A 22,789-nucleotide genomic window follows, 5' to 3' on the forward strand; every position below is an offset into this window, starting at 1 on the left:
TTGATCATTGAACATAGACTTTTTACTTATATAATAATGGACATGAGTTGATTAAACAAACTGTTTTGGTTATGCGGAAAAATGAAAGGGGGAGGAGATCATGACTGACACAACGAAATAACTTAAGCTAGGAGTGTTTTTTTGGCTAAACCGAATAAAATGCTGGTTTTCATATTAACCTTAGGTGTATTCGGTATCATAAATACCGAGATGGGGGTTATAGGGATATTGCCTTCTCTTGCTGCCCACTTTGGTGTGAGTGTATCCAAGGCAGGGTGGCTGGTGAGTTTTTTTGCCCTGGCCGTTGCTGTTTCTGGTCCAACAATGCCGTTATTATTTTCAGGGATCAATCGGAAGCTGGTCATGCTGCTTGTGCTTGGCGTTTTTCTGCTTGGGAACATCGTATCCATATTTACAACTAACTTCACCATTGCATGGGTTGCCAGAGTAATTCCAGCTTTTTTTCATCCGATATATTGTTCATTGGCATTTACAGTAGCTGCAGGCTCTGTTGACATCAAAGATGCCCCAAAAGCTGTTTCTAAAGTTTTTATTGGTGTATCTGCAGGTATGGTAGCTGGTGTACCCATCGTGAGTTTCATCGCTAACTCCGCTTCAATTGAAATGGCACTGGCGTTCTTTGCACTTATTAATGCTATTGTATTTATCGCAACACTACTATTGGTACCATCTTTACCTGTTCAAGAAAGACTTACTTACGGATCTCAAATCAGAGTATTAAAGAAATCAATAGTTTGGTTTTCTATTATAGCTGTTATTTTATTGAACTCAGCCGTATTTGGTGTGTATAGCTATCTTGCTGAATATCTTAAGACGGTTACAAATATGTCTGCAAATTCAATCAGCATAATGTTAATTCTATTCGGCGGGGCCAATATTATCGGGAACGTTGCAGCAGGGAGATTACTTGCAAAAAATGCGAACAAATCAGTCATAACTTTCCCCTTTGCTTTAGGAACCGTTTATATTATTTTGTTCCTGGTCGGTCAGTTCAGTGTACCAATGGCTGTTCTCACTGCAATATGGGGGGTATTGGCAGGAATCGGGGGGAACTTCAATCAATATTGGATTAGTTCTGCAGCTCCGGAAGCCCCTGACTTTGCGAATGGATTGTTCTTAACATCTGCCAATCTAGGAACAACAGCTGGTGCAGCTGTAGGTGGATTGTTTATATCTAGTATGGGTACACAATATGTCGTATGGGTGGGAATCCTGTCCTTGATATTGAGTGTTGTAGCCATTTCACTTAGAAACTACTTTGCAGGAGGGTATTTATGAATAAGGTTAATGCACGTGCTACATTCAGTCCAGAAGGACCATTCAAACTGACCACGATAGAGCGCAGGGATCTAGAGCCGCATGATGTCCTGATAGAGATTAAGTTCGCAGGTATCTGCCATTCTGATATCCATACAGCTCGTGGCGAGTGGGGGCCGGTTGAGTATCCTCTTGTTCCTGGGCACGAGATCGCCGGGATTGTCACACAGATAGGTTCAGAAGTTAAAAAATATGCGATTGGTGACCGTGTCGGGGTTGGCTGTATGGTTGATTCCTGCAGAGAATGTGATAACTGCCATAAAGGGGAGGAGCAGTATTGCCTGAGCGGAATGACAGGTACTTACGGGGCTATAGACAGGTACGGGCAATTTACACAGGGGGGTTATTCCACTCATATTGTCGTAACGGAAGATTTCGTGGTTCGAATTCCCGACGGTATTGAGCTGGATGCTGCAGCTCCGTTGTTGTGTGCGGGTATCACGACGTACTCACCACTGCGTCATTGGGGAGCAGGGCCAGGCAAAAAGGTAGCTGTAGTTGGACTTGGAGGGCTTGGACACATGGCTGTAAAGATCGCTCATGCCATGGGGGCAGAAGTTACTGTTTTATCCCAATCGTTAAAGAAGAAGGACGACGGTCTGAAGCTTGGCGCGCAACATTATTACGCCACGAGCGATCCGGGAACATTTGCTGATTTGGCTGGCTCGTTCGACCTTATTGTGAATACTGTGAGTGCAAAGATTGATATTAGTTCCTATCTTTCGTTATTGGCGCTGGATGGTACTCTTGTCAATGTTGGTGCTCCAGCGGAGCCATTGCCAGTTAACGTATTCTCACTTATCGGTCAGCGCCGGTCGTTTGCCGGTTCCATGATTGGCGGTATCCGCGAAACACAGGAAATGCTTGATTTTTGCGCGGAACACCACATTGCTCCTGAAATTGAGATAATTTCCGCCAATCAAATCGATGAGGCTTGGGAACGCGTCCTGGCTTCCGATGTCCGCTACCGGTTTGTAATCGACATCAGCACGATGGAAAATGAATAATTACGAAAGTGGACTTAGCGCTGCGGCTATTATTTTAATATAAGATTATAAAGAAAGAATCTGCTATTTCCGTAGCAGATTCTTTTTTTATAACTAATTCTTACAGAGAAGTTATTGTGTTCAGAATTTTAAATGTTATAATACCCGTAGGGGTATATGTAATTCGTAAATATTAAAAGGAGAGATTAACATGGCATTCAAGATTTCAAAAGAAATCACCCCCCAGAAGGTAGCAGCGCAGCTCAAGAATGGGGAGTCCCTAAATATGCTGGATGTCCGCGAACCTGGAGAATGGAGGGAGGGACACATCGCCGGTGCTAAACATATTCCACTTGGATTGCTGTTAGAACGGCGACATGAGCTTGATCAGGCACAAGAAACGATTGTCATCTGTCGAAGCGGGAACCGGAGCGGCCTGGCTTGCGAGTTGCTGAATGAGAAGGGGTATAATGTTGTGAACATGACGGGTGGGCTTAATGCCTGGACAGATGAATTGGTGCGTGACTAAAGCCGCTACTGAAAGGACAGGACAATATGATAACACTTATATACTTTTTGACAGGAGCAGTGGTCTTATGGTTCTTACGCCAGATATGGCCCGTGCGTTCACTTTCCTATATTAAGGCTCGAGATTGGGTGCAAGTAAAAGAACGGTTAAATTTGAAAATGCTTGATGTCAGAGATGCTTCGGATTATTTGGAAGAACATATTTCCGGCTCAATAAATATATCTTTAGGGCGCCTTCCTTTTGTATGGCACCACGATCTATCCCCGGATGATGGTGTAATCATTCTGTCCAAAACAGGGTATCACAGCAATAAAGCAGCAAGAATCCTCCGTAAGCATGGATTCCGTAATCTATATACAATACAAGGCGATGTTTGGCCTACAAGAGCGTGTTTTCAAAAAATACGCGCAAACAGAGGAAGTCATTGTGGACACAGATTCAATCATTAACATAGCCGTGATTAAATGCGGGCGGAATAGAAAGATAATCTCCCTTGCAGATCTGCTAACACTTCTTCCGGTACTTCTCTAACCTTAACGTCACTACCCAGGAAAAGTATCCAATTTGTCATTTCGGTCAATTCTCCAGGCTTTTTCACATGGATAAAAGTCTTTAGAATGGCTGTGGTCTGGTAAGGATTCGTATATGAAATTGAAATTTTAAATGGATGGTATTTTTTGAACTGGGCAATCGCTTTTGGACCAAGTTCAAGGACAAGGTTGATTTCTTCTTCCTGTTTACTAAGTTTTTCAAAAATCTTTTTCTTGCTTAATCTATTTTTCTCCGGATAGGGGATAATATTGGTGAGATAGTCGACATGGAAAATCCGTTTCTTTTCTTCTTTTAAGTCAAAACCTTCAATCAGCCAAAGGTTTTTTTCACGATAAAGGTGCATGAGATAAATGGGGTAGGGCGTAATGACTTTCTCTTCCTCGATGGTAATCAATAAATAACTATCCAAAAGGAGGATTTGGATTAGTTTTTCCAGCATGGGATGGGGGAGATCGGAAAGATCAAGCAAGTCAGGATTATTAGGGTTGGTCCCTTCAAAAAATAAGGTTTGATTCAAAAGAAAAAGATCATCTTGCTGGTTTTCTGATATGAGGCCCAGTAGTTTTTCGGATAAAGACTGACGACTTTTTAGATAAGGGAGTTGCCCGTTTCTTGTGGCCATAAAGGCAATAAAAAGCGCTTTGACCTCATCATCGGTAAAGCGGACAACAGGAAGAACAGAGTTGCGCATGACAGAATACCCCCCATCCCTTCCAACTTCTGCGACAAGCGGCATTCCCATGGCCTCAATTTCTCTGATATCTCTAATAGCCGTCGAACGGGAGATGTTAAATTCCTGCATGATTTCAGAAATAGTAAAATGGGCGCGGTTGTTGATATACCTCATGATGATATTGATCCGTTCAACTTTTTTCATGGGGACTCCTAAACAGTATCATTTTTTGACATGATTTAAGGCTATCATATATTTATCAAGTGAAGAAGACAACTCATTTGATGAATCCACAAAAAAGGATGGTTTTGACTATGGAAGATTATTCCCTTGAAGAAAAAGACAGCTTTACCGTGATAGGCTTAGGAACTGAGCTCAAGAGTGATTACACAGATTATGCTGGCATTAACAAAGAAAAGTCTGACTTTTGGCAGGCCGTCAGCCAAGACGGAAGGCTTGATTATCTAAAAGGCATAGCCACCAATGACTATATTTTTGCCGTGAACGAAGCGGTGAATAACAAAATGATGCATTATGCCGGTGTTATGACCGAGGCAGCTGCACCAGAAGAAGCTAGGGTTATCCAATTTCCTAAAGGGAAATACCTGGTTGTTAGAGGAGAAGCGGAGACGGCTGATGAATTAAATAATAAGCTTGCCGGCCTTGCCTTTGGTCAAGCCTTGCCGGAAGCCAAGGATTTCGCCTATGTCGGGGGACCTAATACAACGGTGGAGATGGGGCAGCGGGGCGGCTTAGTTATTGGTGAAATGTGGATCCCTGTGGTAAGGAAATAATCTGAACATAAGAGGAGTGCTGGAAATGTCCTACACCGTTGATTTTACAAATGTGTCTACGATTGGCTTGGAGTCTTCACCTGTAGTTGATACACTTGCAGGCTTACGCGCTAATGAAGCCCGTTACTTCATGAACAAATATAAACATGAATTTGAGGTTGTGCCAGCCAGTGAGAGCCAGGATGCTCTTGATTATGTGAACCGGATTTTGAAGGAAGAACGAGATATTGTTTTTGCGGCCAAGCCTTTAGAAACATCACGTTTTCAAGTGGAAAATATCCGGTTTACCTACGTCTTTTATGAGGATGGTCTTGCGCTCAACGTGATGTATACGGTGGATGACTCCAAGAAGCGGGCTGTAGGCTTTAAGCTATCTGAGGGGATGGAGATACCACAGGAGTTAGAAGGGAAGTTTAAGTTTGCCAGACAGAAGTCTAAACTGGCGGGAACAATCCGTGGTTCGTTTTTTGTAATTAAAGGCGAATATTAGAAGTAACGAATACAGGCAAGCCTTGGCAGGATTCCTTAGGCCACATACCAAAAAAAGAACCTGATGACTTCATCAGGTTCTTTAATATTGCATCTAAACAGACGCGATGATATAATCGGTTTGCATCAAAATTAATATTTATTAGCATAGTAAAGGCATCTTATATTATTAATATACCACGCAGTCAAACTCTTGTCAAATTTTTTTCTCAATTTAATGGTTAGGGGAGATCTTGAATGAGTTCATTAGTTATCGGCTTTCAGGAAGTGGATGATACCCAGCTTCTACTTGTTGGGGGAAAAGGGCTTCATTTAGGAAAGTTATCGAAACTGCCTGGAATACAGGTACCCGAAGGATTCTGTGTTACAACAGTGGGATATCAAAGAGCCATCGAACAAAACGAAATGTATCATTCTTTGTTGGGTAGACTAACCATGCTAAATGTTGAAGACCGGGCTCAAATTAGTAATGTCAGCCGGAAGCTTCGACAAATCATCGAAGAAGCAGAAATTCCTTCGGATGTCGTGAATGCAGTTACGTACTATCTTTCCCGGTTTGGAGAGGAGCAGGCTTATGCGGTACGTTCCAGTGCGACTGCTGAGGATTTACCGCATGCGTCTTTTGCTGGACAACAAGACACCTATTTAAATATCATCGGCGTTGATGCAATCCTGCAGCATATCAGCAGATGTTGGGCTTCCCTATTTACGGAGCGGGCGGTAATCTACCGGATGCAAAATGGATTTGACCACAGTCAAGTTTATTTATCCGTTATCGTGCAAAGAATGGTATACCCGGAGGCCTCAGGGGTATTATTTACCGCTGATCCGATTACTTCTAACCGGAAGCTGCTATCCATCGATGCGGTCTTTGGGCTTGGAGAAGCACTGGTCTCGGGCTTGGTATCTGCCGATGGTTATAAAGTACAGGAAGAGAAAATCGTTGAGAAGAGAATCGCAACCAAGAAGTTGGCTATCTATGGTTTAAAAGAAGGCGGAACAGAAACCCGGCAGATTGAACCTAATCGGCAAAAAGATCAAACACTTACTGAACAACAAATTTTACAGCTGGCACGCATCGGAAGGCAGATTGAAGGTTACTTTGGCTGCCCCCAGGACATCGAATGGTGTTTGGCCGAGGATACATTTTATATTGTTCAGAGCCGGCCAATTACTACTTTATACCCGATTCCTGAAACGAACGATCAAAACAATCACGTTTATGTATCTGTAGGTCATCAACAAATGATGACGGATCCCTTAAAACCACTGGGAATGTCTTTATTCCAGTTAACCTCTTTTGGGCCCAGGTATAAAGCTGGCGGAAGATTATTTGTGGATATCACACAGCATCTGTCTTCGCCTGCCGGCAGGGCCACTTTATTAAATAACCTTGGATCCGATCCGCTGATTAAAGGTGCACTCATGACCATAATAGAACGGGATTTCATTAAATTGCTCCCCGCAGATAATAAGGAATTGAGCCCCAGTATAAACAATAAAGGGATGCCGTCTGCTGGTCTTCAGCCACAAACTGAAATCGATCCGGCAATCGTTCCTGATTTGATTAAACGAAATCAAACATCGATAGAAGAGCTTAAACAAAATATCCATACGAAATCAGGCTCCAATTTAATTGATTTTATTTTGGAAGATATCCAGCAATTAAAGAAGATCTTATTTGACCCGCAAAGTACGGCTGTGTTTATGGCTGCTATAAATGCTACATCATGGATCAATAAAAACATGAACGAGTGGTTAGGCGAAAAAAACGCAGCAGATACACTTTCCCAATCTGTACAGAGCAATATTACTTCGGAAATGGGGCTGGCACTAATGGATGTTGCGGATGTGATTCGTCCTTATCCAGAAGTGATTGATTATTTGCAGCATGCAAAAGAAGATGATTTTCTGGATGAACTGGTAAAGCTTGAGGGCGGACAGGAAACCCAAGACGCTATTCATGCTTATCTCGATAAATATGGAATGCGCTGTGTCGGAGAAATCGATATTACCAGAACGCGTTGGAGCGAGAAACCCACTGCCCTTATCCCGTTGATCCTGAATCACATCAGGAACTTTGAGCCTAACGCCGGCCATCTGAAATTTGAGCAAGGGCGCCAGGAAGCATTGAACAAAGAACAAGAGTTAATAGATCGATTGAAGCAATTACCGGACGGTGAACAAAAAGCCAAAGAGGCAAAACGAATGATCGACATCATCCGGAATTTCATCGGCTACCGGGAGTATCCAAAATACGGCATGGTAAGCCGCTACTTCATTTATAAGCAGGCTTTACTCAAAGAAGCTGAACAACTCGTTCAAGCTGGGGTTATCCATGACAAAGAAGATATGTACTATCTCACTTTTGAAGAACTTCATGAAGTCGTGCGTACAAATAAGCTGGATTACAAGATCATCAGCCAACGAAAAGAAGAGTACTCATTTTATGAGAAACTAACTCCCCCACGTGTCATTACGTCGGATGGTGAAGCAATCTCCGGTGAGTATAAACGGGAAAATATACCTGCTAATGCAATTGTAGGTTTACCCGTATCTACTGGAGTGATAGAAGGAAGAGCGCGTGTCATTTTAGACATGGAAAATGCCAATCTGGATGATGGAGATATATTAGTTACCTCCTTTACTGACCCTGGCTGGACACCACTATTTGTATCTATAAAAGGTCTAGTCACCGAAGTTGGCGGACTCATGACTCATGGAGCCGTTGTCGCGCGTGAATATGGCTTGCCGGCAGTTGTCGGGGTGGAGAATGTTACCAAACTGATCAAAGACGGACAGAGAATTCGGGTGAATGGAACAGAAGGGTATATCGAAATACTGTAGGCAGTAGTTCATCTTCAGGTTTTCTCCACACCATGGAGTATTCGCTTAGAATTGCAGAAAGCGGCCATACACCTCATCAGTATTAAAAAAGGTTACTTCCCTGTATGGCCGCATGGAGATTAGCACTTTCACTATGAACATTGAGATAAGAAGTAATTATTTCTCCCAAAGCTCGATCAGCCGGCCTTCAGGATCTTCAATCCAAACAAACTTTCCGAATTCACTAATCTCTATATTCTTGGCAAGAGTTACACCAATCTGTTCAAGATGTTGCATAGTCTCATTTAGATCATGTACTTGGAAATTCAACATCACTTGTTGTTCGGTTGGAAAATAACTGTCATTCTCAGTAAAGAAAGAAAAGATCGTCTCATTTCCTGATTCAGGTTTAATCACAGTCCCATTCCAATTGTCTATTTCAATCTTCAACACTTCACTGTACCATTTTTTCACAACTTCAAGATTCTTGGTTCTCCAAAATATTCCTCCGAAACCTTTTATCATTGTATCCAGCTCCTGTCTGTCATCAAATTTTTAGTTGTCCGATTTGATATTCGAGATCGATATTCTTCCTCCTTTTTTAATGCCCTAAAAATATATTTTATTTTCTGATGAAATGGAGTCTAAAGGATAACACACAGGAGGATAGGGCTAAGAGGCTGGATTTTGAATTTCTTGCATAAGCTCCGCGTTATAATGGAAAACTTCTGTAGTGCGAATCAACACATTGATTCGATTTCTTAGGAGGTTAAACATTATGACAACTCAGGATCCGCAGGAGCTTCTTAGGCTTAAGCACGAGCAGGACGAGGAAAAAAGACAGTTCACAAATTTTGCCCGGGCTGTCTCCGGCCACGGTGAAGTAGAAGCAGGTCAGGAAAACAGTAAAGACCGGCTGCCTGACGATCAAAACCGTATGAAATCTGTGGAGAACAGACAAAATTAAGGATTAAAATGAAGCCGATCCTTTGTGGGATCGGCTTTAAAATACATAACTTTTTTCTTAGGTTCAACTTAAATGATTTTAAAAAATAGCTTGCCATAAAAGAAAATTTATCATAAACTGTTGATAGATCAACCGTTGATCTATCAACAGATATGTTTCAGATAACTGGAAGTATGGAATACAGTTTACGGAGTAATGAACATAAGATTGCCCGTAGAAAAAGGAGAATAACAGATGACAAAGACAGCATTAGTAACTGGTGCGAATAAAGGGATTGGATTCGAGATTGCAAAGCAATTGTTAGAAGCGGGGTATCGTGTTTTAGTTGGGGCACGCGATCAGGAGCGGGGCGAAACAGCAGTAACTGCCCTCCAAGCATTTGGTGATGCACATTTGGTATTGTTGGACGTTGCTGACCCACAGAGTATTGATATTGCAGTGACAAGTATTAAGCAGAATTTCCCTGAGTTGACGCTTTTGGTGAACAATGCCGGTATTCCAGGCGATATGCATAAACTTGGATGGGAATTTGCGGTTGAAGAACTGCAGGTAACTCATCAAGTTAATTTTATCGGTCCTTTTGCACTTTCAAAAGGCTTGCTCCCCTTATTGATTGCCAATAGAGGCACTATTCAAAATATCAGTATACCTATTGAGCCGTTACCTTACTTCAATGCATTTGCCTATCAAACATCTAAGGCTCCTTTAAATGTCATGACAAAGTCTTGGGGAATGAGCTTTGAGAAGGAGAATATACCTGTAGAGATCTTATCAGTGATGCCTGGGGCGGTTTCAACAGATTTAAATGGTAATATGACAGGAGATTTCGTGAAAACAACTGCTCAAGCTGCGGAATTTATCCTTACCTTTGTTTTGGATGATAAAAATCACAATGGACAGGTCATTAATTATGACGGCACGCTAGCAGTATACTGATTGAATAATAAGATTCACTTATACATTCTGAACGACTTCAACTTCTAGGATAGCCCTTTCTCCACCGGAGAGGGCTTTTAGTTTTGGATGATATCACTTCCATATGCACGAAGAGGGATCGTTATGGCTCTAGGCAGACTTGCTTGTAAAGAAATTACGTTGTATATTGTCTATTACATTTGCAAGCCTGTAGTAATAAAATCCGATTAAGAAAGATGGGATGGTTTTGAGCAAAGATTGGTCACAGAAAGCCACGCTGTTATACCAAATGTACGGTGTAAACAATGCCATAAACACTACATTCGATGCTTACATCAGTATCAGCCAATCTCGCTTTGAAATACTCGCATTAATATATCAAGAAACCGAAATCAGTCAGAGTGCCTTACAGAAAAAAGTGACCCTTGACAAGGCAGCTGTCGCTAGACATCTCAAACAGCTTGAAGATAACGGGATCGTATCAAGAAGAAAAAAAGATGGGGACAACCGTATCATTCTGGTTAAATTAACGGATCGCGGAAGAGGATTAATCGAAACTTCACAAAAGGAGAAAGAGCATTTTGCGGAGGAACTATTAACTGATATTAGTGATACAGAGCTTACCGTGCTAAGGAAAATATTAGTACAGCTAAATAGAAATGTTGAAAAAATGAAGGGAAACGTTTAATCAGAACAAAACACCTTCTTACTAGCGAATATATACTCATTGAAATCCGCGCTGTGTGCGGATTTTTTGTTTTGCGCAGATACAGAACCATTTATCCTTGTCAGAATCAAGCTTGCAAAAAGAAAAATAATTGCTATACTAAGTTTAAATAACATTTTAAATGACATTTAAATTAATCGGATCGTTCAATTCAAACTCACATACTTGGAGGTTACACATGGAAACAGATAAAAAATTGGAAACAAAAGAGAAGATTATGCGCGCCACACTGGAGCTAACCAAACAAGAAGGCTTTGAAAGTATCACCATAAAAAAAATCGCAGAAGCCTCGGGTACGAATGTCGCCCTAGTTAACTATTACTTTGGTTCCAAAGATAACTTAATGAACGAGTCCGTTAAGCTGATATTGAACAGCTTTCAGCATACCTTTGCTGTACTTTCTGATTTTTCTCTATCACCACGAGCTAGATTGAAGCAATTCTTACTAGATTATTTGCAAGTCATCCGTCAGTATCCCGAATTGCTCTCTAGAATCATCCTAATGGGTAAGACTGTTTTCTCATCGCAACATGAATATGGGTCATTTTTAAACTTATTGGGATTTCCTAAGATCCAGAGTACGTTGAAAGAGTTAACTAATGAACAACAGCCAGAGCACCTGATGACAATGACGATGCAGATTTTTGGAGCGCTTTTTCTTCCGGCGCTTATGAGTCCTATTCTGGAAACAGGGGCTTCCGTGAAGATTGCACCTATAGAGAAACAAATTGACTTGCTTTTTGATAGATACTTGCAGTGAAAAACTAGGATTGAGGTGAATCAAATGAATTTATTAAGAAAATATTGGCAGGATTTAGGGCTCTTCATTGGAATTCTCGTATGCATTTTTGTTTCGATGAATTGGGGAACGGTTCCGCGGATTAATAGTATTTTATGGTTAAGCTTCGTGGCTATCCTTCTTCATCAGTTTGAGGAATATCGTTGGCCGGGTTACTTTCCAGGCGTATTCAACACGGTTCTGTTCAAAAGTGAATCACCTGAGAGATACCCGTTAAACCAACAGTCAGCAATGATAATTAATGTGGGCATCGCCTATCTGTTTTACTTGCTCCCTGTATTTTTCCCCTCAGTAGTATGGCTGGGGATGGCTCCTGTTTTAATGGGTTTTTTCCAGATCATTTTTCATGGTATTGTCCTAAATATAAAAGCAAAAAAGATTTACAATCCAGGAATGTTTACGGCAATATTTGTACATTTACCAATTGGGATCTGGTATATTAACTTCGTATATAAGCATGATGTAGTGTCCTTAATGGACTGGATTTTGAGTACAATTTATTTTGTCATCGCCGTCTATATTTTCATTGTGAAAGGAAACACTTGGCTAAAAAATAAAAACTCTGTTCAGATATTTTCACAACATCAATTGGGAACATATAAGAGACGGTGAAATTTCTTGATTTGGATAAAGGAAACGACCATCCATTTGTTAGGATGGTCGTTTTTTAAAAAAACTTGCCGCTTCAGCCATCGAGTTGAGGATATTCTAGATAGTTCTTCGAGTAATTCGAATTGAAGACATCGCATCATTTTTAAGATCGGTAGTACTTAGATTATCATTTGTTACTAATGTTGAGGAACGTCCTTTAAAGTCCGCATCTGAGTAACCTACAACATCATAAGGTCCAACAATCTTAATAGAACTCACTGCATCATTCATACCAATATCTTTAAAGTTCATAACATTACCTGTCAATTGCATAGAGGTCCCTGAAAAGTTAGAATCTTTGTAAATATAGACCCCCTGTTGCGCTAATGGAAAACTCGGGTTTGATATCACTTCATAATCAATTATAGCTTCTGATAAATCGGCTTTTCCTGCAATATTCCCTGTATCTAAGGGAATTACAACAGATCCCATATCATCATCCGCGTCTGACGATGATGAGTCATATCTGCGGTTTTTTGGTCACCCCCAAAAATGACGGGGTGCGGTATATTTAAAGCCGCATCCGCTTTCATCCACACTCTTTCACTTATATATCTCTTTTCACTTAATGGATATGTGTCCATACTAATATATATATCAGGTAGATTATTGCTAGGGTCCTTATAAACTTTAGGGGTGACAGACTTGAGTGTTACTTTATGTGTCCAATAAAGATTGTATACATATTCATGCGAGAATGTCCCTAATCCATTAAAGTCAATATCAAATAAATAAGCTGGATCAGTGAAAAAAACTCCCTTTCCTACCGTTCCATCTTGGTCTTTATCAGACCAGTTCCAAGGGGCATTTGCATTGTTGTTGCTTGTGTGCGTATTTGGAAAAACACCAAACGATTGAAAAGGCGTGTTGTTATATTGAAATTTCCTCTCCCATAATTCATCTATTGGCAGGATTCCATAATTATAAGTGTGTTTCCATTTTGGTGAAAATTGATTAGGCTGTCCAGTATAAGAAGGCTCTCCAAATTTATAGACAATCCCATCATCGCCAACATCTTCGTTACTAGTATAAGCTCTCACACCATGCCCATGGTTATCACCAAGACCATTTGAACTTATAAATACCTCTGGATGGGTTACTTCAGAGTATCGAACTGAAGTACTTTCAATTCCACCGTATCCTGGCTGCACATTAGAGTCTTTTAAACGATACCGTAGGTAGTCTGAATGACTAATTGTTTCCATTGCCACAAGAACACCGTGGTTTCCATCTTTTCGAACTGCCATCATCATTCCTTCTAAGTCATTTTCGTGTTGTTCGACGGGAAAAGGACCATCATCACGAGCATGATAAAAATAATAGCCTAAAAAGAGATGTGTCTTCGTTTCTTGAACAGAAGCATATACATATGGGACTTGAGGGACTACTCCTATTGTTTCCCATTGATCAGCCATGTTCCAGTTCCCATCTGCATTAAATTTCGCAATTAAATCCGCTATCCCACCAGCAAAATCCTTATTAATATCTTGATAAATAACAGGGGGAATATTTTGTAATATAGTCCCAGTAAGGTTTTCCTTCTGTGCTTAAACGATCGAATAAAGGACTGTGGCCGTTCATCGTTTGTGACTGTGCACCTTCTGCTGAATTTGAAGAATTTTCATTTAAGTTCATAGGTAATCCTCCTATAAAAATATGGTGTGATTTTCTAAACAAATATCTTTTAGCGTACATTTAAGGGGTTAGCATGTGTCCTAAATATGAGGGACTGCCTTGTCCTCATCAAATTCCAAACCCTAGTCCTCCTCACAGATTTTGTAAAACAATTTCCAACTAAACTTATTAAAGCAAGGTTGTAAATATGATATAAATTTCTTAGTGGGCCTAGAGACTTTCCAAAACTGGAGAAGCTGTTACCGGAAACAGTAGGTTCAAGTAATCGATGAGATGAAGAGGAGGAAACTGAAATGAAGACAATCAAGTGCATGATGGATCACCTGTACTGGGCGGACGGACGCATCCTGGACGCGCTCGAGAAGAATGAGACGAAGAACAAGGACCTGCTGATGCTGGTTCGGCATATCGCGGTCGCGGAACAAGTCTGGCTGTCCCGATTGCAGGGCAAGGGCAGCCCGCAATATTCGTTGTGGGAGGAAGCTGCAGACCTGACGGCGATCCGGACGATGTTCGAAGAAAACGCAGAGCGGTACCGCGTCTATATAGAGGGGCTCCAGGAATCCGATTTGGACGGGATGATCGACTATGAGAACCAGAGCGGACTTCCGTTCCGAACGTCCGTCCGGGACATCCTGTCGCAGGTCCTCCTACATGGACAATATCACAGGGGACAGATCAACCGAGCATTTCGGCTCGAATCAGCAGAGCCTGTCCAAGTTGATTACATTACGTTCACGAGACTTTAGGGCCAAAATCACCATTACTCGGAATGAGATAGTCATTATTAAGGAATTTACTGACGCCGAACTTCGGTGGCTGGCTGCTTAACATTTGCAAGGTGTTTTCTCACCTGATTTGGAACTTGAATCCTTATTTATACAGGTACTTCTTCAGTGAAATAATCCAACACCATACAACCAGCCCCCTGAGCCACAATGTTGTAGGCTGCTGTTGATTTAATTATTTCGACTTTAGTATTTGGATGAGAACTTATACGGTCCTGTGCAGTTTTAGCAGCGACATCAAAAAAACGCGGTTTCGGCACTAGTGTGCCTCCGAAAACTACAATTTCAGGATGTAATAAAAAAATCAAGTTACTAAGGCCAATCCCAAAATAATAGGCAGCATCTTCTACCACAGCTAAACAGAGATCATCGTTTTGTTCTAAAGCGTGTAAAATATGAAATAAATCAATGTCCTCAACATCATTAACTTCATATGACAGCATGGAAGATTTTCCGCGTTTTATAAGTCGGATGATTTCCTCACGAATAGCTGGCAAACTACTGTAAGCTTGAAGACATCCGTATGAACCACATGAGCAACGCCGACCGTGGATATCAATAATGATATGTCCAAAGGTATCCTCCACCTCACGTTTACTACTGATTAATCTTCCTTGTGAGATCATCCCGCACCTAATTCCAATATCACTAGATACAAAAACCAAATTGTCTGTCTCTTTCCAATAGTTCATACGATATTCAGCAAGAGCAGCTAAGTTAGTCCCGTTTTCTAAAAATACAGGTATATCCGTTTTGGCTTTTAAGGAATTGACAATATTCAGATCCCATCCACCTGCAGGAAAGTGCTGAGGGTGTGAAATAACACCTATATCGGGGTTGAACGAATCGAGAACACCAATACCGATACCTAACAAATTTACTTTAGGAATGTGATTCTGAGCTAATAATTGATCAACGCATGCTGCAATATAGTTTAATGTGAATTCTCCAGTGCATTCAGAGGTCATTTTTAATTTTTCAACGCTTATGATATTAAGCTTTAAATCAAGGAGTAAGATCGTAGTAAATAGACTTGTTAGTTCTACACCAACTAAATAGTACGAATCTGGCTTAATAATATAGGCTAATGGTTTACGTCCACCACTTGATTTTCCAATCCCACTATCATAGATAAGACCTTCCTCAACGAGCTCTTCCAGTAAACGACCACAAGTAACATGTTTAAACCCAGTATGTTCAGTTAATGTATTAATGGTAACAGGACCCAATCTACGTACTAAGCTATATAGCAGCTTCAAATTTTTTGCTTTAGGTGAGGATAAGCCCTCAAATTTATTCAGCATATTTTTTCTCCTTGATATGTGATCTGTAGGAAACCAATCCAAACAGTTATAGTTTATTATCCAACTTTTTTAATCATAGTTCCACTGCATTTGATTTTTATTCTACAAAATTACAACCATTAAATAAAACTGAATTAAATAGTTATTGCATTAATTACTTTTATAATTAAAGAATGTAAAAAAACGAGTAGAATAGAGAATAATCACTTGAAAAAGATATACTTTTTATATAAATGATAAATAGTTGTTTACAAATAGAGAATAAGCCATTAGAATTAACTACAGACAGTTCAGTAGTTAGAATTTTGAAATGTGCGTTAAGCGTTTTATAGCACAATAATTTTAGGAGGCATACAACATGCAAAAAACGGAAAATATTCAGGAAGCTAGAGATTTTATCTTAAGTAAGACCTCGTATCGTCCAACAATTGGGATGATTTTGGGATCGGGATTGGGTTCATTAGCTGATGAAATTGCAAACCCTTTCACAATTCCCTATAGTGAAATTCCTTACTTTGCAAAATCAGAAGCAGTAGGACATGCGAACGAATTAGTCCTTGGGGAGCTAAAGGGGAAAACTGTGATTGCCATGAAAGGGCGCTTTCATTATTATGAAGGCTTTACGCTTGATGAAGTAACTTTCCCTGTTCGTGTAATGAAAGCACTAGGAGTTGAAAACCTTCTTATCACTAATGCGTGCGGTGCCGTCAATAAAAATTTTAAACCGGGTGAGTTGATGTTGATTACAGATCACCTCAATTTGGTAGGTACGAATCCATTGATTGGACCGAATAATAACGATCTAGGTACTCGTTTTCCTGATCTTTCCCAAGTGTATAGTGCCGAATTGCGACAAATTGCTACGGAAGTTGCAAAAGCGCAAAATACAACTTTACGTGAAGGCGTATATTCCTGGTGGAGTGGTCCGGCTTATGAAACACCAGCCGAAATTCGCATGATTCGTACACTAGGCGCAGATGCCGTTGGTATGTCGACCGTACCGGAAGCCATCGTAGCTGTTCACGCGAACATGAAGGTCCTAGGAATCTCCTGTTTAACCAACATGGCTTGTGGAATTCTAGATCAGCCTCTAAGTCATAACGAAGTTATTGAGGTAGCCGCTTTGGTAAGAGGAAGTTTCATTGCTTTAGTTAAGGGAATTATTGAGAAGGTCCAGTAATTAGATAAAATCTGATGAAGAAAAAGGCGGCGTTATGAAAGGGTATGTATATGTCATATTAGGTGCGATTTGTTATGGTTTATTATCTACTTTTGTCAAATTAGCCTACAAAGATGGTTTTATCGTTAATGACGTTGTTGGAATACAACTCTTATTAGGTTCGATATTATTATGGGGCGGAGTGCTTTTTACGAAAGGCACGAAGAGTACAAAACAGAAGAAGTTTGTAACACCAGGTAAAAGGGAACTGCTTTTATTAATGACTGTAGGGTCTACAACGGGACTTACAGGAATGTTTTATTATCTGTCCCTTCAATATATTTCAGCTTCATTGGCTATCGTACTCCTTTTTCAGTTTACATGGATCGGTGTGTTGCTAGAGGCAATTATCAATAGAAGAATTCCTGAAAAGGGAAAGCTACTATCCATTATTCCTTTACTTATCGGAACAATAAGCGCAACCAATATATATTCGACTGGAATTTCTGCCGTTCATTGGCTTGGCTTTTTGTTTGGTCTTCTTGCAGCGTTATCTTACTCCATTTTTATACTCGTTAGCGGTAAGGTCGCGGTTCAAGCAAACCCGATTATGAAAACAGCTTTCATGACTACTGGAGGTCTGATCATTTGTTCGATCATTTTACCTCCAACGTTTTTAACAAATGGAAAACTGTTATTACAACTGGCCATACAATATGGGTTTGTTTTAGCTTTTGTCGGTCCCTTTCTTTCCACGCTGTTGTTCTCGAAGGGTGTTCCGTTAGTGGGATCTGGAATAGCATCAATATTGGGGGCTATGGAGCTTCCAACAGCCTTACTAATGTCTGTCTTTGTCCTGAATGAGCACATTGGTGTTCCGCAATATGTAGGGATCGTCCTGATCCTAATTGGAGTATCCTTACCTGGATTACTGAAGAAAAACAAAAAGGACATTTTAAGCATTTAAAACGTCTTTAGCAAGTTAATAAATATGGATTAGGGAGGAATTTAGAATGACTAACAAAGATGAAATCTTTATGAAACAAGCAATTGAGGTTGCCCTTCAAGCCCGAAAAGAAGGAAATGAGCCTTTTGGTGCAATTTTAGTCAAAAAAGATGAGGTAGTAATGGTTGGGGAAAATAAAATTAATACATTTTGTGATCCAACGCATCATGCAGAAATCGGTTTAATCCGGAAATTTTGTTCTGAAAACAATATATTTGATTTGAACGAATACACTTTGTATACAAGTTGTGAACCTTGTGTAATGTGTTCGGGTGCCATGGTGTGGTCTAACCTGGGCAAAATAGTATATAGCGTATCACATGATCAGTTAGCTGAAATCGCTGGGAGCAACATTATGATCGCTTGCAATGAGGTGTTTGAGAAAAGCCCTCAAAGACCTGAACTGGTAGAACAAGTGCTCAACGATGAAGGTTTAAAAGTATTTGATGGATACAAATTTTCTCATTAAATTACTTATTAATAAAACAAATGTATGAGTTCATAGGACAACTTTGCTGCATAGTGGGGCTGTCCTCTTTTATGTGTATTTTAGTCTAAAGGAGTGATTGATTAATGAATATACCATTTCAACGTATTCATATCATTGTTCTTGATTCTGTTGGTATCGGAGAAGCACCAGATGCAGCATCTTTCGGGGACGGGGGTGCTGATACGTTAGGACATATTGCAGAAAGAAGAAACGGATTGAATATGCCCAATTTGGCTGCGCTTGGTTTATCAAACATTAAAGAAATAAAAGGTGTACCTAAGGCGGACCATCCATTGGCTTATTGGACCAAAATGCAGGAAGCTTCTAACGGTAAAGATACGATGACAGGACATTGGGAAATTATGGGTCTGGTTGTTGACAAGCCGTTTCAGGTATTTCCAAATGGTTTTCCTGCTCCATTGATTGAATATCTTGAGAGGGAGTCCGGTAGAAAAATCATTGGAAATAAACCCGCAAGCGGCACTGAAATATTAGAAGAGCTAGGGGAAGAGCACATGAAAACAGGAGCTTTGATTGTCTATACATCAGCGGACTCCGTTTTGCAAATTGCTGCCCACGAAGATATTGTACCATTGGATGAATTATACCGTATCTGTGAGATCGCACGTGAAATAACTAAAAACCCTGAGTATATGGTTGGTCGTATCATAGCTAGACCTTTTATTGGGGAAATGGGAACGTATAGACGTACAGCTAATCGACATGATTATGCATTAAAGCCTTATTCCAGGACAGTCATGAATGAGTTAAAGGATGCTAACTTTAATGTAATAGCCCTAGGGAAAATTTCAGATATATATGATGGAGAGGGCGTTACCGAGACTATTCGAACCGTATCAAACATGGACGGGATGGACAAGTTCATTCAAGTAGCAAAGAAGGATTTCACCGGTTTGTCTTTCTTGAATTTGGTTGACTTCGATGCTCTTTATGGTCACCGGCGTGACCCGGAAGGCTATGGCAATGCACTTGAAGAATTTGATGCTCGGCTACCAGAACTGTTAGACAATCTCACAGAGAAAGATTTGCTTATTTTGACTGCGGATCATGGCAATGATCCGATTCATCATGGGACAGATCACACTCGCGAGTATGTCCCGTTACTCATTTATTCCAAGGCGTTTTTAGAAGGCAGAGAACTGTCTGTTCGCAATACATTTGCAGATATTGGAGCTTCAGTAGCTGATAATTTCGGAGTCGAAATGCCGAAGCATGGCAGCAGTTTTATTCGAGATCTAATGTAACTATAGGTTATATCTTTGCGCTAATTGCTCTAATAATGGGGATACCTGTGCCCGAAATTGTTAAAGCTGGATCAGTCATGGGTACTAAAGAAGCTGTAAATGAATTTGTAGCCATGCTTGACTCATTTTAACAGGGACCATCGTAGGGCTGTTTCTTTCCCTTATAGAATTCCTTGAATGAATGTGTAACCCCTTACAAAAGTAAAAAGTACATTGGTTAAGAAACAAACATACAACAAGTTGAGCTCAAAAGGAGACATTAAAATGACAATGAAAACAAGACTTAGAATTATGAATTTCTTTCAGTTCTTTATTTGGGGATCTTGGCTTGTTACCCTAGGTTCCTATATGATAAACACGTTACATTTTACAGGTGCTCAGGTTGGAATAGTCTATAGCGCAAAAGGGTTAGCGGCCATTATCATGCCAAGCTTGGCCGGAATTATTGCGGATCGCTGGATCAAAGCAAACAGACTATATTTAATTTTTCATAGCCTAGGAGCGATTTCTTTATTTATAGCAGCACAAGTTTCAGATCCAACGACAATGTTTTGGGTAATATTTTTTAATTCGGTAGTGTATATGCCTACCAGTGCTTTGACAAATGTTATATCATATGTTGCGCTTGAAAAAGCAGGGCTGGATACAGTGAAAGATTTCCCTTCAGTTCGGGTGTTTGGAACCATTGGTTTCATATCTGCAATGTGGTTAGTGAGTCTCAATGGACTTGAATTAAGCAATATTCAATTATATATAGCTGCAAGTATTTCGCTTTTGCTAGCTCTATACTCACTTACGCTGCCTGATTGCCCAACATCTAACGAGAAGAGAGACAAGTCATGGATTAGTCTTTTGGGCTTGGATGCGTTTGTGTTGTTCAAACAGAAAAGAATGCTCGTCTTTTTCTTATTCTCAACACTTCTAGGGGTTGCACTGCAAATAACCAATACATTCGGCAACCCATTTTTACATGATTTCGGGTTGAATCCTGATTATAAAGATAGTCTAGTGGTACAGTATCCATCCATTTTATTATCGATATCACAGATTTCTGAAGTGTTTTTTATTCTTGCCATTCCATTCTTCTTGCGGAACTTTGGAATTAAAAAAGTTATGCTTATTAGTATGATTGCTTGGTCATTACGTTTTGTATTTTTCGCGTATGGTGGCCCATCTGGATTTGGCTTCACACTCCTCCTGTTATCCATGATTGTGTACGGATGTGCATTTGATTTCTTTAACGTCTCTGGAGCTATTTTCGTGGAAAAAGAAGTTAATCCTCGTATGCGTGCAAGTGCACAAGGTTTATTTCTAGCCATGGTAGATGGAATAGGAGCATATGTAGGAGCTATTCTAAGTGGAAAAGTTGTAGATTACTTCACAGTAGCCGGTGTAAAGGATTGGCAGAATATATGGTTAGTTTTTGGGGCATACACACTCGTACTGGCAATTGTATTCTCTGTTAGTTTTAGATATAAACATGATCGGAATACTATGAAGGATATAACTTCCAGTCATTAATTACTTTATGATGAACGAAAGGCAGCTCCTGTTCCCGCACAGTACGATTTGTATCACTGGCTGACGAAAATGGGGGTTGCCTGCACATCTGGATGAATATATTGATTCCAATGATAGTAGTGCGTTCTTATTCTATTCTGGACAAAAATGCTTAGGGCACATACGACTCGGAGCAGTAGAAGAAACTAAATTCGCTAATATAGATAGACTTATTGTGTTAGAAAATAGCAGAGGACAAGGAATAGGAACGGCTTTGCTGAATAAAGCGAAGGAGTGGGCATTACAAAAAGGGATGAAAGGATTTACACTTGAAACACAGGATGTCAATTTACTCGCTTGCCGTTTTTATTTAAAGGCTGGCTTTGAGATTGGCGCAGTGGATACTTTGCTTTATTCAAACTCCAAATACAAAAATGAAAATGCAGTGTTTTTTTATTCAAAATTCTAATACAGATGGATGAACGGTCAACCTATGGGAATTAAGCTCGGCTATTTGGTAACAAATTAAGAGGAAGGAGGTAGTTAAGAGTGATTCAAGGATTAGGGTTTAGTCCAACTGATCGGGTAGTCATAATTAATGCGGATGATTTGGGAGTGACGCGTTCCACGAATCAAGCTATTATGCAAATGTTCCAAAATAATTCCATTACATCAACATCAATAATGGTTCCGGCAGATGCTGCTCACGACGCAGCGCTACAATGTACAAAGGAAAAGGCGATGAATGTCGGAATACATATTACATTGACCAGTCACAACAATTAATTGACGATATAGCGGGACTTACATATCATTTTTCAAGCGATGAAGGTTATGAGGGAGCAAAAAAAGAATTATTGAAACAAATTTATAATCTGAAGCCTGGGATTACACAAATCACTACGCATCCAGCAATTGTATCGGAAGAACTAAAAGAACTGACGAATTATTATGAAAATCGTGAAATGGAGTATCAACTTTATAATGATCCTGATGTGAAAGAACTGATTAAGAAGCAAAATATTAAGTTGATATCCTGGAAAGAAATTCGCGATCTTCAGCGGCGGAACGGTTTAAAATAACCGCCGCTGAAGGCGTTGTTAGTTGTTATAGGAAGTGAAGTAATGGACCATGGAGCGGATCTGTAGCCCGTTGGCCGAAATATTGAACCCCTATCCAAAATTCGAGCCATATATAACAGATATTTTATAGTTTATAATGTAATTCATGAAAGCTATTTAATTACATTTAATAATTTATATTGCAATTAAAAGGATTATATCCCGACATATGAAAGGAGAATATGAATTGCCGGAGATCAATCATAATCCCGACATATGAAAGGGCTTTCTACTTAGACTTGCAAATAAAAATTACATATAGGATAGGTGAATAA

General features: G+C 40.0%; 28 protein-coding genes. 22 read left to right on the plus strand and 6 right to left on the minus strand.

Features of this window, described 5'->3' with window-relative positions; translation table 11 throughout:
* The first annotated feature begins 141 nt into the window (after positions 1-141).
* From A3844_RS30595 to A3844_RS34085, 4 genes are all read left to right on the plus strand, one after another.
* Complete coding sequence (locus tag A3844_RS30595; RefSeq protein WP_074083353.1) at positions 142-1,299, plus strand: MFS transporter; 1,158 nt, start codon at positions 142-144, stop codon at positions 1,297-1,299.
* The gene (locus tag A3844_RS30600) at positions 1,296-2,345 is read left to right on the plus strand and encodes an NAD(P)-dependent alcohol dehydrogenase (protein WP_074109470.1); all 1,050 of its coding nucleotides are present in this window, start codon (positions 1,296-1,298) and stop codon (positions 2,343-2,345) included. Before A3844_RS30595 ends, A3844_RS30600 begins: the two co-directional genes overlap by 4 nt.
* A gap of 190 nt (positions 2,346-2,535) precedes the next feature.
* Positions 2,536-2,853, plus strand: a complete 318-nt coding sequence (locus A3844_RS30605; RefSeq protein WP_074109471.1) for a rhodanese-like domain-containing protein — start codon at positions 2,536-2,538, stop codon at positions 2,851-2,853.
* Between the two features lie 26 nt (positions 2,854-2,879).
* Positions 2,880-3,302, plus strand: coding sequence for a rhodanese-like domain-containing protein (locus A3844_RS34085; protein WP_074109472.1), 423 nt, complete (start codon positions 2,880-2,882; stop codon positions 3,300-3,302).
* Positions 3,303-3,313: 11 nt separating this feature from the next.
* Here the strand turns inward: A3844_RS34085 and A3844_RS30615 are convergent, their stop codons facing one another.
* The gene (locus A3844_RS30615; RefSeq protein WP_074109473.1) at positions 3,314-4,282 is read right to left on the minus strand and encodes a helix-turn-helix transcriptional regulator; all 969 of its coding nucleotides are present in this window, start codon (positions 4,280-4,282) and stop codon (positions 3,314-3,316) included.
* 110 nt (positions 4,283-4,392) lie between these two features.
* On the opposite strand from A3844_RS30615, the gene A3844_RS30620 reads away from it, so the two are divergent.
* From A3844_RS30620 to ppsA, 3 genes are all read left to right on the plus strand, one after another.
* Positions 4,393-4,872, plus strand: coding sequence for a GyrI-like domain-containing protein (locus tag A3844_RS30620; protein WP_074109474.1), 480 nt, complete (start codon positions 4,393-4,395; stop codon positions 4,870-4,872).
* A 25-nt stretch (positions 4,873-4,897) separates the two neighbouring features.
* Positions 4,898-5,362, plus strand: coding sequence for a phage tail protein (locus tag A3844_RS30625; RefSeq protein ID WP_074103868.1), 465 nt, complete (start codon positions 4,898-4,900; stop codon positions 5,360-5,362).
* A 236-nt stretch (positions 5,363-5,598) separates the two neighbouring features.
* Positions 5,599-8,208 carry a phosphoenolpyruvate synthase gene (gene ppsA / locus A3844_RS30630; protein WP_074109475.1) on the plus strand — a complete coding sequence of 870 codons (2,610 nt, stop codon included), beginning with the start codon at positions 5,599-5,601 and terminating at the stop codon, positions 8,206-8,208.
* A gap of 156 nt (positions 8,209-8,364) precedes the next feature.
* Here the strand turns inward: ppsA and A3844_RS30635 are convergent, their stop codons facing one another.
* A complete protein-coding gene (locus tag A3844_RS30635; RefSeq protein ID WP_074109476.1) occupies positions 8,365-8,712 on the minus strand; it encodes a VOC family protein in 348 nt (115 codons plus the stop codon).
* Between the two features lie 253 nt (positions 8,713-8,965).
* On the opposite strand from A3844_RS30635, the gene A3844_RS30640 reads away from it, so the two are divergent.
* From A3844_RS30640 to A3844_RS30660, 5 genes are all read left to right on the plus strand, one after another.
* Entirely contained in the window at positions 8,966-9,154 is a 189-nt protein-coding gene (locus tag A3844_RS30640) for a hypothetical protein (RefSeq protein WP_074103871.1), read from the plus strand.
* 234 nt (positions 9,155-9,388) lie between these two features.
* Positions 9,389-10,090 carry an SDR family NAD(P)-dependent oxidoreductase gene (locus A3844_RS30645; RefSeq protein ID WP_074109477.1) on the plus strand — a complete coding sequence of 234 codons (702 nt, stop codon included), beginning with the start codon at positions 9,389-9,391 and terminating at the stop codon, positions 10,088-10,090.
* Between the two features lie 220 nt (positions 10,091-10,310).
* Positions 10,311-10,757 carry a MarR family winged helix-turn-helix transcriptional regulator gene (locus A3844_RS30650; RefSeq protein WP_167374783.1) on the plus strand — a complete coding sequence of 149 codons (447 nt, stop codon included), beginning with the start codon at positions 10,311-10,313 and terminating at the stop codon, positions 10,755-10,757.
* Positions 10,758-10,974: 217 nt separating this feature from the next.
* Positions 10,975-11,556, plus strand: coding sequence for a TetR/AcrR family transcriptional regulator (locus A3844_RS30655; RefSeq protein ID WP_074083364.1), 582 nt, complete (start codon positions 10,975-10,977; stop codon positions 11,554-11,556).
* 24 nt (positions 11,557-11,580) lie between these two features.
* Positions 11,581-12,207, plus strand: coding sequence for an HXXEE domain-containing protein (locus A3844_RS30660; RefSeq protein ID WP_074083365.1), 627 nt, complete (start codon positions 11,581-11,583; stop codon positions 12,205-12,207).
* Between the two features lie 96 nt (positions 12,208-12,303).
* Here the strand turns inward: A3844_RS30660 and A3844_RS30665 are convergent, their stop codons facing one another.
* From A3844_RS30665 to A3844_RS32975, 3 genes are all read right to left on the minus strand, one after another.
* Positions 12,304-12,678 carry a beta/gamma crystallin-related protein gene (locus tag A3844_RS30665; protein WP_074109478.1) on the minus strand — a complete coding sequence of 125 codons (375 nt, stop codon included), beginning with the start codon at positions 12,676-12,678 and terminating at the stop codon, positions 12,304-12,306.
* A complete protein-coding gene (locus A3844_RS30670) occupies positions 12,663-13,661 on the minus strand; it encodes a hypothetical protein (protein ID WP_074109479.1) in 999 nt (332 codons plus the stop codon). The genes A3844_RS30665 and A3844_RS30670 overlap by 16 nt, the downstream gene beginning before the upstream one ends.
* A 64-nt stretch (positions 13,662-13,725) precedes the next feature.
* Positions 13,726-13,881 carry a hypothetical protein gene (locus A3844_RS32975; RefSeq protein WP_167374784.1) on the minus strand — a complete coding sequence of 52 codons (156 nt, stop codon included), beginning with the start codon at positions 13,879-13,881 and terminating at the stop codon, positions 13,726-13,728.
* 293 nt (positions 13,882-14,174) lie between these two features.
* On the opposite strand from A3844_RS32975, the gene A3844_RS30675 reads away from it, so the two are divergent.
* Positions 14,175-14,630 carry a DinB family protein gene (locus A3844_RS30675; protein ID WP_074109480.1) on the plus strand — a complete coding sequence of 152 codons (456 nt, stop codon included), beginning with the start codon at positions 14,175-14,177 and terminating at the stop codon, positions 14,628-14,630.
* 128 nt (positions 14,631-14,758) lie between these two features.
* Here the strand turns inward: A3844_RS30675 and A3844_RS30680 are convergent, their stop codons facing one another.
* On the minus strand, positions 14,759-15,973 hold the full coding sequence (locus tag A3844_RS30680) for an ROK family protein (RefSeq protein ID WP_074083368.1): 1,215 nt from the start codon (positions 15,971-15,973) through the stop codon (positions 14,759-14,761).
* A gap of 358 nt (positions 15,974-16,331) precedes the next feature.
* Between A3844_RS30680 and A3844_RS30685 the strand changes: the two genes are divergently transcribed.
* The 9 genes from A3844_RS30685 to A3844_RS32565 all read left to right on the plus strand — a co-directional run bounded on the left by A3844_RS30685 (position 16,332) and on the right by A3844_RS32565 (position 22,475).
* Positions 16,332-17,153 carry a purine-nucleoside phosphorylase gene (locus A3844_RS30685; protein WP_074109481.1) on the plus strand — a complete coding sequence of 274 codons (822 nt, stop codon included), beginning with the start codon at positions 16,332-16,334 and terminating at the stop codon, positions 17,151-17,153.
* 34 nt (positions 17,154-17,187) lie between these two features.
* The gene (locus A3844_RS30690; RefSeq protein WP_074109482.1) at positions 17,188-18,099 is read left to right on the plus strand and encodes an EamA family transporter; all 912 of its coding nucleotides are present in this window, start codon (positions 17,188-17,190) and stop codon (positions 18,097-18,099) included.
* 46 nt (positions 18,100-18,145) lie between these two features.
* Positions 18,146-18,607 (plus strand): nucleoside deaminase, encoded by a 462-nt coding sequence (locus A3844_RS30695; RefSeq protein ID WP_074083371.1) that lies wholly within the window; start codon positions 18,146-18,148, stop codon positions 18,605-18,607.
* Between the two features lie 104 nt (positions 18,608-18,711).
* Positions 18,712-19,893 carry a phosphopentomutase gene (deoB, locus tag A3844_RS30700; protein WP_074083372.1) on the plus strand — a complete coding sequence of 394 codons (1,182 nt, stop codon included), beginning with the start codon at positions 18,712-18,714 and terminating at the stop codon, positions 19,891-19,893.
* Between the two features lie 35 nt (positions 19,894-19,928).
* A complete protein-coding gene (locus A3844_RS30705; RefSeq protein WP_083607104.1) occupies positions 19,929-20,024 on the plus strand; it encodes a hypothetical protein in 96 nt (31 codons plus the stop codon).
* A 133-nt stretch (positions 20,025-20,157) separates the two neighbouring features.
* Positions 20,158-21,414, plus strand: a complete 1,257-nt coding sequence (locus A3844_RS30710; protein ID WP_074083373.1) for a nucleoside permease — start codon at positions 20,158-20,160, stop codon at positions 21,412-21,414.
* A 76-nt stretch (positions 21,415-21,490) separates the two neighbouring features.
* Positions 21,491-21,862: a GNAT family N-acetyltransferase gene (locus A3844_RS30715; protein ID WP_083607106.1), complete on the plus strand. Its 372-nt coding sequence runs from the start codon at positions 21,491-21,493 to the stop codon at positions 21,860-21,862.
* Between the two features lie 179 nt (positions 21,863-22,041).
* A complete protein-coding gene (locus A3844_RS34090; protein WP_371916077.1) occupies positions 22,042-22,179 on the plus strand; it encodes a ChbG/HpnK family deacetylase in 138 nt (45 codons plus the stop codon).
* Positions 22,116-22,475, plus strand: a complete 360-nt coding sequence (locus tag A3844_RS32565; RefSeq protein ID WP_143192211.1) for a polysaccharide deacetylase family protein — start codon at positions 22,116-22,118, stop codon at positions 22,473-22,475. The genes A3844_RS34090 and A3844_RS32565 overlap by 64 nt, the downstream gene beginning before the upstream one ends.
* The last annotated feature ends 314 nt before the right edge of the window (positions 22,476-22,789 follow it).

This window comes from Paenibacillus helianthi, assembly GCF_001909055.1.
Classification (GTDB): domain Bacteria; phylum Bacillota; class Bacilli; order Paenibacillales; family Paenibacillaceae; genus Paenibacillus_AQ; species Paenibacillus_AQ helianthi.

Coding starts and splice junctions, on each gene's coding strand:
- A3844_RS30600 (WP_074109470.1), top strand. CDS start 1,296: ATGAATAAGGTTAATGCACGTGCTACATTCAGTCCAGAAGGACCATTC.
- A3844_RS30605 (WP_074109471.1), top strand. CDS start 2,536: ATGGCATTCAAGATTTCAAAAGAAATCACCCCCCAGAAGGTAGCAGCG.
- A3844_RS34085 (WP_074109472.1), top strand. CDS start 2,880: ATGATAACACTTATATACTTTTTGACAGGAGCAGTGGTCTTATGGTTC.
- A3844_RS30615 (WP_074109473.1), bottom strand. CDS start 4,282: ATGAAAAAAGTTGAACGGATCAATATCATCATGAGGTATATCAACAAC.
- A3844_RS30620 (WP_074109474.1), top strand. CDS start 4,393: ATGGAAGATTATTCCCTTGAAGAAAAAGACAGCTTTACCGTGATAGGC.
- A3844_RS30625 (WP_074103868.1), top strand. CDS start 4,898: ATGTCCTACACCGTTGATTTTACAAATGTGTCTACGATTGGCTTGGAG.
- ppsA (WP_074109475.1), top strand. CDS start 5,599: ATGAGTTCATTAGTTATCGGCTTTCAGGAAGTGGATGATACCCAGCTT.
- A3844_RS30635 (WP_074109476.1), bottom strand. CDS start 8,712: ATGATAAAAGGTTTCGGAGGAATATTTTGGAGAACCAAGAATCTTGAA.
- A3844_RS30640 (WP_074103871.1), top strand. CDS start 8,966: ATGACAACTCAGGATCCGCAGGAGCTTCTTAGGCTTAAGCACGAGCAG.
- A3844_RS30645 (WP_074109477.1), top strand. CDS start 9,389: ATGACAAAGACAGCATTAGTAACTGGTGCGAATAAAGGGATTGGATTC.
- A3844_RS30650 (WP_167374783.1), top strand. CDS start 10,311: ATGGTTTTGAGCAAAGATTGGTCACAGAAAGCCACGCTGTTATACCAA.
- A3844_RS30655 (WP_074083364.1), top strand. CDS start 10,975: ATGGAAACAGATAAAAAATTGGAAACAAAAGAGAAGATTATGCGCGCC.
- A3844_RS30660 (WP_074083365.1), top strand. CDS start 11,581: ATGAATTTATTAAGAAAATATTGGCAGGATTTAGGGCTCTTCATTGGA.
- A3844_RS30665 (WP_074109478.1), bottom strand. CDS start 12,678: ATGGGATCTGTTGTAATTCCCTTAGATACAGGGAATATTGCAGGAAAA.
- A3844_RS30670 (WP_074109479.1), bottom strand. CDS start 13,661: ATGGCTGATCAATGGGAAACAATAGGAGTAGTCCCTCAAGTCCCATAT.
- A3844_RS32975 (WP_167374784.1), bottom strand. CDS start 13,881: ATGAACTTAAATGAAAATTCTTCAAATTCAGCAGAAGGTGCACAGTCA.
- A3844_RS30675 (WP_074109480.1), top strand. CDS start 14,175: ATGAAGACAATCAAGTGCATGATGGATCACCTGTACTGGGCGGACGGA.
- A3844_RS30680 (WP_074083368.1), bottom strand. CDS start 15,973: ATGCTGAATAAATTTGAGGGCTTATCCTCACCTAAAGCAAAAAATTTG.
- A3844_RS30685 (WP_074109481.1), top strand. CDS start 16,332: ATGCAAAAAACGGAAAATATTCAGGAAGCTAGAGATTTTATCTTAAGT.
- A3844_RS30690 (WP_074109482.1), top strand. CDS start 17,188: ATGAAAGGGTATGTATATGTCATATTAGGTGCGATTTGTTATGGTTTA.
- A3844_RS30695 (WP_074083371.1), top strand. CDS start 18,146: ATGACTAACAAAGATGAAATCTTTATGAAACAAGCAATTGAGGTTGCC.
- deoB (WP_074083372.1), top strand. CDS start 18,712: ATGAATATACCATTTCAACGTATTCATATCATTGTTCTTGATTCTGTT.
- A3844_RS30705 (WP_083607104.1), top strand. CDS start 19,929: ATGGGGATACCTGTGCCCGAAATTGTTAAAGCTGGATCAGTCATGGGT.
- A3844_RS30710 (WP_074083373.1), top strand. CDS start 20,158: ATGACAATGAAAACAAGACTTAGAATTATGAATTTCTTTCAGTTCTTT.
- A3844_RS34090 (WP_371916077.1), top strand. CDS start 22,042: ATGTTCCAAAATAATTCCATTACATCAACATCAATAATGGTTCCGGCA.
- A3844_RS32565 (WP_143192211.1), top strand. CDS start 22,116: ATGTACAAAGGAAAAGGCGATGAATGTCGGAATACATATTACATTGAC.